At 66.6% G+C, this 13,445-nt stretch carries 13 protein-coding genes; 9 read left to right on the top strand and 4 right to left on the bottom strand.

Annotated features, from left to right (window positions below):
• Positions 1–21 precede the first annotated feature (21 nt).
• The 7 genes from QMG83_RS05345 (at position 22) to QMG83_RS05315 (ending at position 7,659) form a co-directional block, all read left to right on the top strand.
• Complete coding sequence (locus tag QMG83_RS05345; RefSeq protein WP_283504296.1) at positions 22–654, top strand: sigma-70 family RNA polymerase sigma factor; 633 nt, start codon at positions 22–24, stop codon at positions 652–654.
• Positions 644–1,420 (top strand): hypothetical protein, encoded by a 777-nt coding sequence (locus tag QMG83_RS05340; RefSeq protein ID WP_283504295.1) that lies wholly within the window; start codon positions 644–646, stop codon positions 1,418–1,420. Before QMG83_RS05345 ends, QMG83_RS05340 begins: the two co-directional genes overlap by 11 nt.
• A gap of 184 nt (positions 1,421–1,604) precedes the next feature.
• Positions 1,605–3,638, top strand: a complete 2,034-nt coding sequence (locus QMG83_RS05335; protein ID WP_283504294.1) for a TPM domain-containing protein — start codon at positions 1,605–1,607, stop codon at positions 3,636–3,638.
• Positions 3,639–3,683: 45 nt separating this feature from the next.
• The gene (locus QMG83_RS05330) at positions 3,684–4,421 is read left to right on the top strand and encodes a PspA/IM30 family protein (RefSeq protein ID WP_283504293.1); all 738 of its coding nucleotides are present in this window, start codon (positions 3,684–3,686) and stop codon (positions 4,419–4,421) included.
• A gap of 90 nt (positions 4,422–4,511) precedes the next feature.
• On the top strand, positions 4,512–5,336 hold the full coding sequence (locus tag QMG83_RS05325; protein WP_283504292.1) for an arginase family protein: 825 nt from the start codon (positions 4,512–4,514) through the stop codon (positions 5,334–5,336).
• A gap of 47 nt (positions 5,337–5,383) precedes the next feature.
• The gene (locus QMG83_RS05320) at positions 5,384–6,193 is read left to right on the top strand and encodes a crotonase/enoyl-CoA hydratase family protein (protein WP_283504291.1); all 810 of its coding nucleotides are present in this window, start codon (positions 5,384–5,386) and stop codon (positions 6,191–6,193) included.
• Between the two features lie 38 nt (positions 6,194–6,231).
• On the top strand, positions 6,232–7,659 hold the full coding sequence (locus QMG83_RS05315; protein WP_283504290.1) for a dihydrolipoyl dehydrogenase family protein: 1,428 nt from the start codon (positions 6,232–6,234) through the stop codon (positions 7,657–7,659).
• A gap of 103 nt (positions 7,660–7,762) precedes the next feature.
• On the opposite strand, the gene QMG83_RS05310 is transcribed toward QMG83_RS05315, so the two are convergent.
• The 3 genes from QMG83_RS05310 to QMG83_RS05300 form a co-directional block, all read right to left on the bottom strand.
• A complete protein-coding gene (locus QMG83_RS05310; RefSeq protein ID WP_283504289.1) occupies positions 7,763–9,079 on the bottom strand; it encodes an LLM class flavin-dependent oxidoreductase in 1,317 nt (438 codons plus the stop codon).
• Complete coding sequence (locus QMG83_RS05305; RefSeq protein ID WP_283504288.1) at positions 9,076–10,407, bottom strand: O-acetylhomoserine aminocarboxypropyltransferase/cysteine synthase family protein; 1,332 nt, start codon at positions 10,405–10,407, stop codon at positions 9,076–9,078. The genes QMG83_RS05310 and QMG83_RS05305 overlap by 4 nt, the downstream gene beginning before the upstream one ends.
• A 97-nt stretch (positions 10,408–10,504) precedes the next feature.
• On the bottom strand, positions 10,505–11,737 hold the full coding sequence (locus QMG83_RS05300) for a glycosyltransferase (RefSeq protein ID WP_283504287.1): 1,233 nt from the start codon (positions 11,735–11,737) through the stop codon (positions 10,505–10,507).
• A 23-nt stretch (positions 11,738–11,760) separates the two neighbouring features.
• Between QMG83_RS05300 and QMG83_RS05295 the strand changes: the two genes are divergently transcribed.
• The gene (locus QMG83_RS05295; protein ID WP_283504286.1) at positions 11,761–12,204 is read left to right on the top strand and encodes a hypothetical protein; all 444 of its coding nucleotides are present in this window, start codon (positions 11,761–11,763) and stop codon (positions 12,202–12,204) included.
• The gene (locus QMG83_RS05290) at positions 12,201–13,037 is read left to right on the top strand and encodes an SDR family NAD(P)-dependent oxidoreductase (RefSeq protein ID WP_283504285.1); all 837 of its coding nucleotides are present in this window, start codon (positions 12,201–12,203) and stop codon (positions 13,035–13,037) included. Before QMG83_RS05295 ends, QMG83_RS05290 begins: the two co-directional genes overlap by 4 nt.
• Here the strand turns inward: QMG83_RS05290 and QMG83_RS05285 are convergent.
• A complete protein-coding gene (locus QMG83_RS05285; RefSeq protein WP_283504284.1) occupies positions 13,024–13,380 on the bottom strand; it encodes an SIP domain-containing protein in 357 nt (118 codons plus the stop codon). The genes QMG83_RS05290 and QMG83_RS05285 overlap by 14 nt on opposite strands.
• Positions 13,381–13,445: the final 65 nt, after the last annotated feature.

Genomic DNA, 13,445 nt, shown 5'->3' with positions numbered 1-13,445 from the left:
CGGTCGGTCGTCTTAGTAGGTGTGACCACCACTACATTCGATTCGACCACCCCTCTCGGGGCGGCATTTCCGGAGAGGCGTGGCGTGGCCAGGACCAGGAGCGACGCACCGGGTTGGGAAGGGATCCTCACCCGGCTCGTCGCCGAGCGCGGTGACGCCCTGACCCGCTACGCGTATCTGGTGTCTGGCAGTGAGGATGACGCCTCAGACCTCGTGCAGGAGGCGCTGGTGAAGACGTTCGGTCGGCTTCGCAACGGCTTCACGATCGCGAGCGCGGAAGCCTACGTGCGACGCACGATCCTGAACACTTTCCTGGATGGCGGGCGGCGCACCAGCAACTGGCGCAAGATCGCGCACCTGCAGGCGTCGCCCGAGGTCACGGAGGCGGCTGACGCATCGACCGATGCCAGCGTCGACCTTCGTCATCAACTCATGCGACTCACTCCCCGCGAGCGCGCCTGCGTTGTGCTGCGCTACTACGAAGACCTCACCGTGGCGTCCATCGCCGACGAACTCGAAATCAGCCAGGGAGCCGTCAAGCGCTACCTCAGCGACGCGCTCGCGAAGATGGCCGTCTCCCTCACCAGCGAAACCGAGCGCTCACTTCGGGATGAATCACGAGACTCAACGACGGGGGCGACTCATGCCCAGTGAACAAGACCTGCGCGACCTCTTCGCTTCGAGCGATGGGCCTCGCAACACGATTGATCCGAAACGGGTCATCGCCAGAAGCCGGGGCCGACGACTCCCCCGCCAAATAGTGGCCGGGGCTGCGGGTGCGCTCGCCATCGTCGGCATTGCGACTGTCGCCGTGCAGACCTCCCAGTTCTCGTCGCCGGCGATGATGACCTCACAGGGCGAGGCAGACAGTGGCCCATCCATCGAGGCCGGTGCGCCGCAGGAATCGTCTGACTCCGCCATCAAGCGCGCGCCCGCCGAGCGCCTCAACCTGTGCGAGGGAAGCCTCGCGGAGGCTGCGCCCAGCTTCTACGGCCTGCAGCTGGATGTCGCCTTCCCCGCTGAAGCACCGGCAGGAACCGACCCGGTGATGGGTACAGTGCGGCTCACCAACACGAGTTCCACGCGGGTCATGGGCTATTCCAACGCGACTCCCGCCCTGACGCTGTCGCAGGACGGCGTGGTGCTGTGGCACAGCAACGGCCCCATGATCATGTCGCTCGCCATCATCGATCTTGAGCCGGGGGCATCCATGGAATACCAGTCATCGTTCACCCCAGTGCGCTGCGAGGTTGCCGACGACCTGGAGGCGTCATTCCGCGATGAATTGCCCGCCGTGCCGGCGGGCGAGTACGACCTGTCGGCTGCGATCGACTTCACCGCCGACAGCTCGATGATCCGCCCGGACACTCCCGAGCTCGACCTCGTTGGCGGCCCGCTGTCGCCGATCACGCTCCGCTAGCGCCCGCTCCCCGTAAATGCCGAAGGACCGTCGTCACACCATTGTGCCGACGGTCCGTTCGTGACACCGACCCTAGCCGATGGCCGTCAGACGGTGAAGTTTGCCCGAATCTCGTGACCGGAATGTGATCGCTAGGCTGGAAACGCAGTATCGACGTCATGCTCTAGATCAGAAGGAGTCTGCGATGTGGCCAAAACTGTGGGCAAGTGTTGCGCTCGCGGCCGGCAGCCTGCTGCTTTTGGCCCCGGCTGCCCATGCCGAGGATCCTGTCGACCTCCGCGGCGCCTACGTGCTCGACACCGTGGGCGCGATCGCCGGCGACGAGGAGGGGGTGCGGGCCGCGATCGATTCGCTGTACGAGCGCAGCCGCATCCAATTGTTCGTCGTCTATGTCGACACCTTCACCGGCGCAGCTGACGGCGACTGGGCGACACAGACAGCGCTTCGGAACGGCCTCGGCAGCAGCGACATGCTGCTGGCCATCGCTATTCAGGACCGCAATTTCGAGATCTCGGTCGCTGACGACTTCACTCTCAACGATGCCCAGCTGAGCAGGGTGGAGTCGGATTCCTTGATCCCGCTGTTGCGCGACGATCGCTGGGCTGAGGCCGTAATCGCTTCAGCCGACGGATATGCGGCGGAAGCTACGGGAGTAGTCGGACCGTTCACACCGAAGGGGTCGAACATGCCGGTGGACGACAGCGCCCCTGCAGCGACCATCCCGGTGTTGCCGATCGTGGGCGGGGTGGTCGTGATCGGGGCCGGGGTGTTCATATTCTCCCGAATGAGACGACGTCGCTCAGCGGGCGTGGGCTCTTCCGTCACCGGCCAACTGTCGCAAAGCGAGCTCGACAGGCGCGCGGCCAGCCTGCTGGTGCAGCTGGATGACTCGCTCAAGACGAGCGAGCAAGAGCTGGGGTTCGCCGTGGCCCAGTTCGGCGACGAGGCGACCACAGACTTTTCCGCGGCGCTCGCCAGCGCCAGGGTCAAGGTGGCCGAGGCATTCAGGCTCAGACAGAAACTGGACGACTCGGAACCTGATTCGGATGATGAGAAGCGCGAATGGACGACGAAAATCATCGACCTGTGCGAGGCAGCCGATGCCGAGCTCGACGCGCAGGCCGACGCTTTCGACGAGTTGAGAGCGCTGGAAAAGGATGCCCCGCGCGCGGTGGAGCAACTTCGAGCGGGCATGCCCGCGGCACGCGAACGGCTCGATTCCGCGAGGGTGGCCCTGACCCGGCTGGAGAGCGCATACTCACTCGCCGCGACCCAACAGGTGCACGACAACATCGACCAGGCAACGAAACTCCTTGAGTTCGCCACGGCGACAATTCAGGACGCCCAGCGGGCCATCGACGCTGGCACGTTGAGTGAGGCGGCGGTCGCCATCCGGTCGGCGCAGGCATCCCTCGACCAGATCGGCCAACTCAGTGCCGCTATCGACACCCTCGCGGAGAACCTCGCCGAGGCAAATACCGCTCTCGAGGCGGCACTGGCCGACACCAGAGGCGACATTGCTGCGGCGAAAGCCCTGCCGCTCGACGCGGTGAGTTCGGGAATGGAAACGCAGATCGCCGCCGCCGAAGCAGCGCTCGACTCGACGGACGCCACCGACCCGATCGCAAGTCTGCCCGCGCTCGCGAAGGCCAACGGCGAACTGGAACAGGTATTCACTCGGGTGCGGGACGGCCAGCAGCAGGTCGAGAAGGCCAGAGGCATGCTCGACGCGACGCTGGCCGCCACGCGAGCACAGCTGGCCAGCGCCAACGATTTCATCGCCACCCGCCGCGGCGGCATCGGCGACACCGCTCGCACTCGCGCGAGTGAAGCAGACCGGCACCTCGCGCAGGCGACGGCGCTGGCCGTCACCGATCCGGTGGCCGCCCTTGCGGAGGCTCAGCGGGCAAGCGAACTCGCCGGAAGTGCCCTGCAGTATGCGCGTGCCGACGTCTCGAATTTCCAGGTTCAGCAGCGCGGATACGGCGGCAACTCCTACGCTGGCAGCGACGGCGCCGATCTCGGCGGTATCGTCAGCGACTGGCTTTTCGGTGGCGGCGGAGGCGGCGGAGGCGGCTGGAGCGGCGGAGGGTCCGGCAGCCGAAGCAGCAACCGCTCGAGTAGCTCCCGAACCTCGCGATCCAGCTCTTTCGGCGGCAGCTCGCGCAGCTCATCTCGCGGCAGTAGTGGTCGCAGCAGCCGCGGCGGTAGGTTCTAGGCAGGCTTTCGCACATCCACTCCACCCCACGAAAGGCACATGTTCATGGCAAAGCAGACAATTCTCGGGCGCATCTCCCAGCTCCTGAAAGCCAACGTCAACAACCTGATCGACCAGGCCGAAGATCCTCAGCTCATGCTCGACCAGCTCGTGCGTGACTTCACCAACAGCATCGCCGAGGCCGAAAGCGCGGTGGCGCAGACCATCGGAAACCTGCGCCTCATGGAGCAGGACCACGCGGAGGATGTCGCCAACGCCGCCGATTGGGGCCGCAAGGCGCTCGCTGCCAGCAACAAGGCCGACGAGCTGCGCACGGCAGGCAACACCGGCGATGCCGACAAGTTCGACAACCTTGCGAAGATCGCGCTGCAGCGCCAGGTCTCCTCTGAGAACGAGGCACGTGGCGCAGAACCGACTATCGCGTCGCAGACGACGACGGTCGACGCCCTGAAAAAGGGGCTAGACGGCATGCACGTCAAGCTGTCGCAGCTCATTGCCAAGCGCGACGAGCTGGTGGCCCGCTCCAAGACCGCGGAGGCCCAGGGTCAGGTGCTCGACGCGATCAAGTCGATCGACCTGCTGGATCCCACCAGCGAGCTCGGTCGATTCGAAGACAAGATCCGCCGCGAAGAGGCCAAGGTCGCCGGTCAGCAGGAGCTCGCAGCATCCAGCCTCGATGCTCAGTTCGAGGGTCTGGAAGACATCAGCGAGCAGGCCGAGGTAGACGCACGTCTCGCCGCGCTGAAGGCTGGCGGGGCTGCACCGCAGGCCATCGGCCAGTAGTAGAAACGTCAGGGCGGTCGACCTCGGTCGGCCGCCCTTTCGCATGCCACGGAGCCAAACCTCGCGCGGGCCACGCGATAAGGTTCTCGCATGCCAGCCACTTTCGTCGTAGTGCCCCAGTGGCAGGGTTCCGGTTCGTCTCGCGCCATGCGTTTGGTCGATGGTGCCGAGGCAATCAGGGGCGACCTGCCATCGTCATCAACCGTGGTTGTCGACATTCCCCTCGAAGCCGGAGATGCCCAGGGCACGGGCGTTCACCGGTTGAGTTCGATCATGATGGTGCGGGATCGCCTCGCGCACTCCCTGCGAGAAGCCGACGGCACCGCAATCACGATCGGTGGAGACTGCGGAGTCGAGCTCGCCGCCATCAGCCATGCCCTCCAGAAACCGGATGTCGCGGTCGTCTGGTTCGACGCGCATCCCGACCTGAACACGCCGCAGTCGAGCACGTCCGGGGCGTTCACCGGCATGGTGCTGCGCACGCTCATGGGCGAGGGGCCCGAGCAGCTCGTGCCAAGCGCCACCCTGCAGCCGTCCCGCGTGGTGTTGGCGGGGGCGCGCTCCTTCGACCCGGGAGAGGACGCCTTCGTCGAAGAGAAGAACATCAGGTGCGTCGAGGCCGGCAGCGTGAGCGCCGAGACGCTGATTGCCGCGGTCGAGGCGACGGGCGCGACATCCGTCTACATTCACATCGACCTCGACGTCATCGACTCTGCCGACTTCACCGGCCTCGGCTCTCCTCAGCCATTCGGTGTGACGGCAACGACGCTTGTCGAGACGGTGAAGGGGCTGCTGGAGCGCTACCCGCTTGCGGGCGCCGGCGTGACCGAATTCGCACCGGCATCCATCGCTGAGTCGGCTGACGACATGCCCACGATCCTCAGGATCATCGGCGCCCTCAACTCGGCGGCCTAAACCGGCCGTCCTTCCGGCGCCCACCGGGCGGCCCGTAGTGTGGAAGCATGACCGCCAACGATGACGAGACAACTGCAACGCCCCGCATAACCGTCGAGCGTGAGGGCCACATCCTACTCATCGGTCTCAACCGGATAGACAAGCGCAACGCGGCCGATCTGCAGATGCTCCAGGAGTTGTCGCTCGCATACGGAGTGCTCGAGCGCGACCCCGAGCTGCGGGTCGGCTTTGTTTTTGCGCACGGCGACCACTTCACCGGAGGACTCGACCTCGCCGACGTCGGCCCGCGCATCGACGCGAATGGCCTCGACAGTGTTCCCGAGGGTGGGATCAACCCGTGGCAGGTCTCCGGCGAGCAGCTCACGAAACCCGTCGTCATTGCGGTGCAGGGCACATGCCTGACCCTCGGCATTGAGCTGATGCTCGCGAGCGACGTCGTGGTTGCCGCAGACAGCACAGTGTTTGGGCAGATCGAGGTCGGCCGCGGGATCCTGCCCTTCGGTGGCGCCACCATCCGGTTTCCCCGGGCAGTTGGTTGGGGCAATGCCATGCGATGGGTGCTCACTGGCGACACGTTCCCGATCGCCGAAGCGCATCGCATCGGGCTGGTGCAGGAGGTGGTGCCGCACGGTGAGCAGTACGCGCGCGGGCTGGAGATCGCTGGCCGCATCGCCGCGCAGGCCCCGCTCGCTGTTCAGGCTGCCCTGGCGAATGCGCGCATCGCGGTCAGGCAGGGGGATGCCGCTGCCGAAGCCGCGCTGCAGCCCGAACTGGTGCGTCTGGTTCAGACGGAGGATGCCCGCATCGGCATGGAGTCGTTCATCACCCGGCAGCCCGCGAATTTCATCGGTCGCTAACCGCAATCTCAACCACCCACTCTCACCAGGAGCTGATCGTGAACGCATCCCCCCAAACCCACTTCGACGTAATTGTCATCGGCGCAGGCGCGGTTGCCGAGAACGTAGCCGACCGAATCGTGCAGGGCGGGTTCACCGCTGTCGTCGTCGAAAGTGAACTCGTCGGGGGCGACTGCTCATACTGGGCGTGCATGCCGTCGAAGACGCTGATCCGCAGCGGCATGGCGCTCAGGGCTGCGAAACGGGTGGGTGGCGCGAAGCAGGCGGTGAGCGGCGAGCTGGATGTGGCGGCCGTGCTGGCCCGCAGGAACAGCTTCACTCACGACTGGGACGACCAGAGCCAGGTGGACTGGCTCGACAGCGCTGGCATCGCCCTGGTGCGCGGCCACGGCCGGCTCAGTGGCGTCAAAGAGGTCACCGTCACCGCGAGCGACGGAGCCAGGACCGTGCTCAGCGCCACCCACGCTGTCGTCGTCTGCACCGGCTCAGACCCCATGTTGCCCGACATCGACGGCCTCAAGGATGCCCAGCCCTGGACCCCGCGCGACGCGACGAGCGCCCAGACGGCCCCGGCGAGCCTCGCCATCATCGGGGGTGGAGTCGTCGGCGTTGAGATGGCGACCGCGTATGTCAGCTTCGGCACGAAGGTCACCCTCCTCAGCCGAAGTGGGCTGCTGCAGGGCCAGGAGGACTTCGCAGGCGAGCTGGTCGCGGCGAGCCTCACCGAGCTCGGAGTCGACATCCGCATAGCGTCACCCACGAAGGTGGAGGCGACAGCGGACGGCTTCGCGATCACGATCGACGGCGAGGTACTGCAGGCCGAGAAGCTGCTCGTCTCGACGGGCAGGGTGCCACGGACATCCGATATCGGCCTGGAGGTTGTCGGACTCACCCCCGGCGACTGGATCGACGTGGATGACACGATGAAGGCCAGGGGCAGCGACTGGCTGTACGCCGCCGGAGACGTGAACCACCGTGCGCTGCTGACGCACCAGGGCAAATACCAGGCCCGCGCCGTCGGCGACGTCATCGTCGCCAGAGCGCTCGGCAACGACGTGGATGACGCGCCGTGGGGCGCCCACGTGGCCACCGCCGATCACGAGGCCGTGCCGCAGGTCACATTCAGCGAGCCCGAGGTCGCCTCCGTGGGACTGACCTCTAAGGCCGCACGTGATGCCGGTTACGAGATCAGGGTCGTCGACTACGAACTGGGCCACGTCGCCGGCGCGAGCGTTCAGGCCGATGGCTACACGGGCACGGCACGCATGGTCGTCGACGAGAAGCGTAAGGTGCTGCTCGGCGTGACCTTCGTCGGTCAGGACGTCAGCGAGATGCTGCAGGCCGCGACCGTCGCGATCGTCGGCGAGGTGCCCATCGATCGGCTGTGGCACGCGGTGCCCGCCTACCCCACGATGAACGAGATCTGGTTGCGGCTGCTCGAGACCTACGGCCGACCGGGCGCCTGAGCGCTGCGGCTCGCGTCCGCGCCCGCTTGTCACGTGCGCGCGTGTGCGCCCGTGCGCGGACGCGCCAAACGGGCGCGGTCGGCGCCCGGCCCGCGCGCTGAGGTCAGAAGTCGCTCAGGTTGCCGCGAAGCCCTCCGCCGCCGAACTCGGTACGGAGGATGCCGCGGCGACGCAGAATCGGAACCAGCTCGTCGAGCATCCGGTGCACTGTCACGGGGTGCAGGTCGCCCCACAGCAGGATGCCGTCGTTGTCGGCCGACTCCCCCAGGTCTTCGATGAGGTCGGCGAACTCTTCGGCCGTGCCCACAAACCCGCTGCGGTCGTTGATGCGGCCCAGCCGCGCCTGCTTGGCGAGCATCGCCCGCAACGGGGTGGTCGCCGGGTCGTACCCGCCCAGCAGGCGCTTGATGCTGCCCTGCGAGACGTGGTCTCCGAAGACGGAAAGGTCGAGCGGTGCGTCGAAGTCGAGCGTGGTGAGGTCTGTCTCGAGGTCGCTCGACTGGCGCTCGGCGACGTAGCGGATCGCCGCGTCATCCGGGTTCGCGGATGCCGCCACCAGCCGGTCGGCCTCCTCGGCGCTGGACACCAGCACAGGTTGTACGGCGAACAGGATCGTCACGTCGGCCGGGTCCCGCCCTTTCTGCCGGGCCGCCTCATGGATGCGCGCCCGATAGTCGCGGATGCTGGCCGAGTCGAGCGGCGCCAGGGCGAGCTGCACGTCGGAGTTGGCTCCGGCGAATCCCAGCCCGCGTCCCGAGCCTCCCGGGGAGATGATGAGCGGTTCACCGTCGGTGAACGGGATGTTGTTGAGGGGCCCGTCGAAGCTGAAATAGTCGCCGCGGTGCTGCACGGGGTCGAGCAGCGAGCCGTCGGCATATCGACCCTTCGCGGGATCGGCGATCAGTGATCCCTCCGGCCAGCTGCGCCACAGGTCACGGATGCCGCCGAGCCATTCTTCAGCGCGGTCGTAGGCGGCATCGTGCCCGAGCTGCTCTGTGCCGAAGTGGCGTGCGCTGCCGGTGTCGGTGACCACGTTGAGGCCGAGCCGGTGCCCGCTGAGGTGCTGCAGGCTGGCGAACTGTCGCGCCGCGGTGTACGGGTGGTACGCCGCGGGGTTGACCGTGGGCGCGACGCCGAGGTTCGAGGTCGCCGCGAACAGGTACGGCGCCAGCAGCAGTGGGTCGAGCTTCGGCCCACCGAAGGCCTGGCGAACACGCAGATCGATCGTGGAGGCGTTGCCGAGCGACAGCGCATCCTCGATGATCAGCAGGTCGAAGCCGCCCTGCTCGAGTTCGCGGGCGGCCTGCTGGTACAGCGCAGGGTCTGTCCACCGGTAGTTCCATTCGAGGTAGGGATGGCCCCACCCCTGTGGCCCGAATCCACGGGCGAGGAACCATCCGAGGTGCTGTTGCTTTGTCATGACATCACTGCCTCATCGCTCGTTGCGCGCACCGCGGCCAGCCCACGATCAAGATCCCGGATGAGGTCGGCCAGATCCTCGATCCCGATGGATAGTCGCAGCGTGCCCGGCCAGATCCCGCTCGCCTCAAGCTCGTCGTCGGTACGCAGATTGTGGCTCGTGGTGGCGGGGTGCAGGATGAGCGACCGCACGTCGCCGAGGTGCGTCATGTGGGTGACGGTCTGGAGCGCATTCACGAACGCCCGCGCCGCGTTCAGCCCACCCTTGAGCGTGAACGAGAACACCGCACCCTGGCCGTCGGGAAGGTAGCGCAGTGCGAGCTCGTGGAACGGGTTTGTTTCCAGTCCGGAGTAGTCGACCGACTGCACCTCGCTCTGGTCGTCCAGCCATCGGGCCACGCCGAGCGCGTTCTGCGATTGCTTCTCAACCCGCAGCGAGAGCGTCTCGATGCCCTGGGCAATGAGGAACGCGTTCAACGGCGATGGGGTGGGCCCGAACCGCAGCGCCATCACCTCGCGCAGGTAGCTGATGCGCGCGCTGCCGCCGGCTCGTTCCGCGAAGCTGGGCCCACCGAGCCTCCCCCGCTCGACGAGGTGCGGGAAGAGCGCGCCGGATCGCTCGGAGTCGAAGCGGCCGTTGTCGACCACGATGCCGCCGAGGGCCGCACCGTGCCCCGCGAGAAACTTGCTGGCCGAGTGGATGACGATATCCGCGCCATGCTCGAGCGGTCGAAGCAGATAGGGCGTCGCAAGGGTGTTGTCGATGATGAGCGGGATGCCGTGAGCGTGAGCGACGGAGGCGACGGCGGCGATGTCGAGGATGTCGTTCTTCGGATTGGGGATCGACTCGGCGAACAGCGCGCGCGTGTTGGGCTGGATGACCCGTTCCCACGCGAGCGGGTCGTTGGCGTCATCCACGAACGCGGTGTCGATGCCGTAGCGGGGTAGGTTGTCGATGAGAAAGCCGCGGGTGCCCTCATACAGGCTGGATGCCGAGACCAGATGATCTCCCGAGGCCAGCAGCCCGAGCAGGGTCACCGCGAGCGCCGCCTGCCCGCTTCCCACGAGCAGTGCCTCGGCACCACCCTCGAGGTCTGCGACAGCGCGCTCCACCGCCTCGTTGGTGGGGTTACATACCCGGGTGTAGGAGTATCCGTCGCCCGTGCTGAACAGTTCGGTGGCCTGGTCGAAGTCGTCGAGCACGAAACCGGCGGTCATGTAAATCGGCGTGACGCGCGGGTTCACCGAGCTGCCGCGCCGCGCCGAACCCGAGTGCAATTGGCGCGTGGCGAATCCGTCTCGCTCGTATGATTCGTCGTGCCCTGTCATTGCCGCAGCTCCCGGTGATGTTCTTCCCAACTTCTGTCAGGGTGCCATGCCCGGCAGAACGTCGGCCGATTGCTAAGCACTGTTACGGTGCGCGGTGTCAGCGCGCCACTTCGGAGTAGATGCCCAGCAGGCTCGCGGCGGCGGTCGCCCACGTGAAGCGCTCGGCGTGGGCGCGTGCGGTGAGTGCCATCGCCTCCCGGCGTTCGTGATCTTCGATCAGGATGGCGATCTCCGACGCCCAGTAGCGTGGATCCCGGGTGCCGAGCAGCAGCCCGGAGACCCCGTCGCTGACCGACTCGGCAAGCCCGCCGGTGCGATACGCGATCACGGGGGTTCCGGCCGCCGCTGACTCCAACGCCACCAGGCCGAAGGTCTCAGAGAACGACGGCATGATCGTCACGGCCGCAGCGGAGAGCAGGTCGGCGAGGGCGTCGCGATGAACCGCACCGACGAATCTGACATCGGATGCCACGCCCAGCTCGCTCGCGAGCAGCATCAGTTGCTCCACGAACGCTTCGTCCCCTGGGGTGACCTCTCCCGCCACGGCGAGGATGGGCGCCCAGCCGCGCATCGCGCGCAGCTCGGCGACCGCACGCACCGCGAGTTCGTGGCCTTTCAGCGGCTGCACCCGACCGACGATGACGACCAGCGGGCGGTCACCCTCGAGTCCGAGAGCCGTCCTGATGGCCTCGCGAGCGGCGTCGGGGCGGGGGCTGAACAGGCCGAGGTCGACGCCCGGCGGCACGATCCACGTGCGATTGGCCGGGGCGCCAGCAAGGTCGATGAGCGCCGTCGCTTCGGCCGATGACGCTGCGATGATCGCATCGGCCTGATTGGCGATGAACATCTCGCTGCGCACACGCTGCTCAGGCTCCTGTGCTGCCCCGGGGGCTGCGAGAGCATTCTTCATTGCGCCGATCGTGTGAAAGCTCTGCACCAGCGGAAGCTGCAGTTCGAGTGACACCGGCAGCACCGCGATGCCACTCAGCCAATAGTGCGCGTGCATGAGATCCCACGGTCTGGAGACGCTGCGGGCCAGTCGCGCAACCCCCTCGCCAAACTCGTCAGTGACCTCAGGCAGCCGACCCTTGGGGAGCACTCCGGGAGGCCCGGCGGCAACCTCGTGCAGGGTGACGCCGGGCAACAGCTGTCTCGTGCCGGGTTCTCCCTCGGCGCGGGTGATGAGATCCACCTGCACCTCGCGAATCGCAAGCTCGGCAGCAACACCGAGAACGGCAATGTTGAGCCCGCCAGCATCTCCGGTGCCCGCCTGGGCGACCGGGGACGTATGCATGGAGATCATCGCCACGTGCTGAATGCCTGCGACCATGCAGCCACTGTATTCTGCGAACCATGCCGACCGATGAATCCCGCTCCGCTGAGTCCCCGGCTCGCGCTGCCGGTGGCATTGTGCGCCGCCTTAGCCGGCTCGGTTGGCTGCGCGCCATCCTGCTCCATCCGGTCGTGGCACGCCCGGGCTTCTGGTTCGCGACAGCATGCGCGTGGGTCTGGGGTGGGGTGCTCGGGCGATTCAGGATGCGGCGCGCCGGAACTCTGGTCGTGGCATCCGGATTGCCGAAATGGGCTTACGGTCGAGGTGGGACCACGATTGGCGCGGTGTACCTCACGACGAACAATACGAGCCCTCGTGTGCTCGAGCACGAGGCCGTGCACTGCGCCCAATGGAAGAAGTACGGTCTTGCACTCATCCCGCTCTATCTTGATGCCGGGCGGGATGCGAGACTCAACCGTTTCGAGATCGAGGCGGGACTGGCGAAGGGTGGCTACGGCCGATGACGAAGACTGTGGTGATCACCGGGGCGAGTTCCGGGATCGGGGCGAATGCCGCTGGCCGGCTCGCGGCCGAGGGCTGGGAGGTCGCGGTTGTCGGCCGCAACCCCGAGCGCACCCGCAAGGTCGCCGCCGATATCGGTGGCACCCCGTTTCTGGCGGACTACGACCGTCTCGACGATGTGCGTGCTCTGGCCCAGAGGCTGCTCGAGCGCTACGAACGCATCGATGTGCTGGCCAACAACGCCGGCGGACTGATCCACGAGCGTGGTGTGTCTGCCGACGGTTTCGAGCGCACCATCCAGCACAACCACCTCGCACCGTTCCTGTTGACCAACCTGCTGATGCCGAAGCTGGTGGCGAGCAAGGCCAAGGTGATCGGCTCTGCGAGCATCGCCAACGCGTTCGGCGACCTGCGCATCGATGACCTGCAATGGAAGAAGCGCGCGTGGCTGGGCGGCTGGAAGGCCTACGGTACGTCGAAGATCGCGACGATCCTGTTCACACAATCGCTGGCGGCTCGAGGTCTCGAGGCCTACAGCTTCCACCCGGGGACGGTAGCGACCGGCTTCGGCAGCGATTCGCCGGTCATGAAGGCTGCGAAATTCCTGTCCGGCGGCCACTGGGGCATCTCGGCGGAACAGGGTGCGACCCCTCTCGTTCATCTGGCGACTGTCGAGAGCGTGGAGGCGGCGAATGGCACATACTTCGACGGGCTGAAGCCGGACGGACGCACGCACAAGAGCGCTAACACCGCGGGCAACGCAGAGGCTCTCTGGACGGCGAGCGCGCTGCTGGTGGGCCTGAGGCCCAGCAGGCTTCCTGCTAGTTCGAGCTGAGCAGTCTGGCCTGACCGTCTGACGCGATCCACGAGTAGACGGTGCTCTCGCCGAAGGCGCTGACGGGCAGCATCTCGGCGAGCCAGGCATCGACCGAACGTCGCATTGCCTGTCCTCTGTCGCGAACCAGCCAGCACACGGCGAACCTGCCAGGGGCTGCGATCAGCTCGATGTCGGCTTCCGACTGCACCTCAATGAACACCTGGCCGCGGGATTTGGCCGGAAGGGTCGCGAGGATCACCTTGATGGTGTCGAGCGCGTGCTCATCCCCCGCGAGCAACAGCCGGTCGGCGTCTCTGGGGTTCCAGGCGATGCTGGCGGCGTAAGTCTCAGGGGTGATCATGTCATTCCAGTATAGGCATGCCTTACCTAACGTTGGGCACCCTAAGACGATTCACAGCCTCGACG

Origin of the sequence: Salinibacterium sp. G-O1 (assembly GCF_030063305.1) — a bacterium.
Taxonomy (GTDB): Bacteria; Actinomycetota; Actinomycetes; order Actinomycetales; family Microbacteriaceae; genus Rhodoglobus.
This window is presented reverse-complemented; position numbering and strand designations above follow the sequence as displayed.

What these genes read in the sequence shown, in the direction of transcription:
- QMG83_RS05340 (WP_283504295.1), top strand. Translation starts at nt 644, where the DNA reads ATGCCCAGTGAACAAGACCTGCGCGACCTCTTCGCTTCGAGCGATGGG.
- QMG83_RS05335 (WP_283504294.1), top strand. Translation starts at nt 1,605, where the DNA reads ATGTGGCCAAAACTGTGGGCAAGTGTTGCGCTCGCGGCCGGCAGCCTG.
- QMG83_RS05330 (WP_283504293.1), top strand. Translation starts at nt 3,684, where the DNA reads ATGGCAAAGCAGACAATTCTCGGGCGCATCTCCCAGCTCCTGAAAGCC.
- QMG83_RS05325 (WP_283504292.1), top strand. Translation starts at nt 4,512, where the DNA reads ATGCCAGCCACTTTCGTCGTAGTGCCCCAGTGGCAGGGTTCCGGTTCG.
- QMG83_RS05320 (WP_283504291.1), top strand. Translation starts at nt 5,384, where the DNA reads ATGACCGCCAACGATGACGAGACAACTGCAACGCCCCGCATAACCGTC.
- QMG83_RS05310 (WP_283504289.1), bottom strand. Translation starts at nt 9,079, where the DNA reads ATGACAAAGCAACAGCACCTCGGATGGTTCCTCGCCCGTGGATTCGGG.
- QMG83_RS05305 (WP_283504288.1), bottom strand. Translation starts at nt 10,407, where the DNA reads ATGACAGGGCACGACGAATCATACGAGCGAGACGGATTCGCCACGCGC.
- QMG83_RS05300 (WP_283504287.1), bottom strand. Translation starts at nt 11,737, where the DNA reads ATGGTCGCAGGCATTCAGCACGTGGCGATGATCTCCATGCATACGTCC.
- QMG83_RS05295 (WP_283504286.1), top strand. Translation starts at nt 11,761, where the DNA reads ATGCCGACCGATGAATCCCGCTCCGCTGAGTCCCCGGCTCGCGCTGCC.
- QMG83_RS05290 (WP_283504285.1), top strand. Translation starts at nt 12,201, where the DNA reads ATGACGAAGACTGTGGTGATCACCGGGGCGAGTTCCGGGATCGGGGCG.
- QMG83_RS05285 (WP_283504284.1), bottom strand. Translation starts at nt 13,380, where the DNA reads ATGATCACCCCTGAGACTTACGCCGCCAGCATCGCCTGGAACCCCAGA.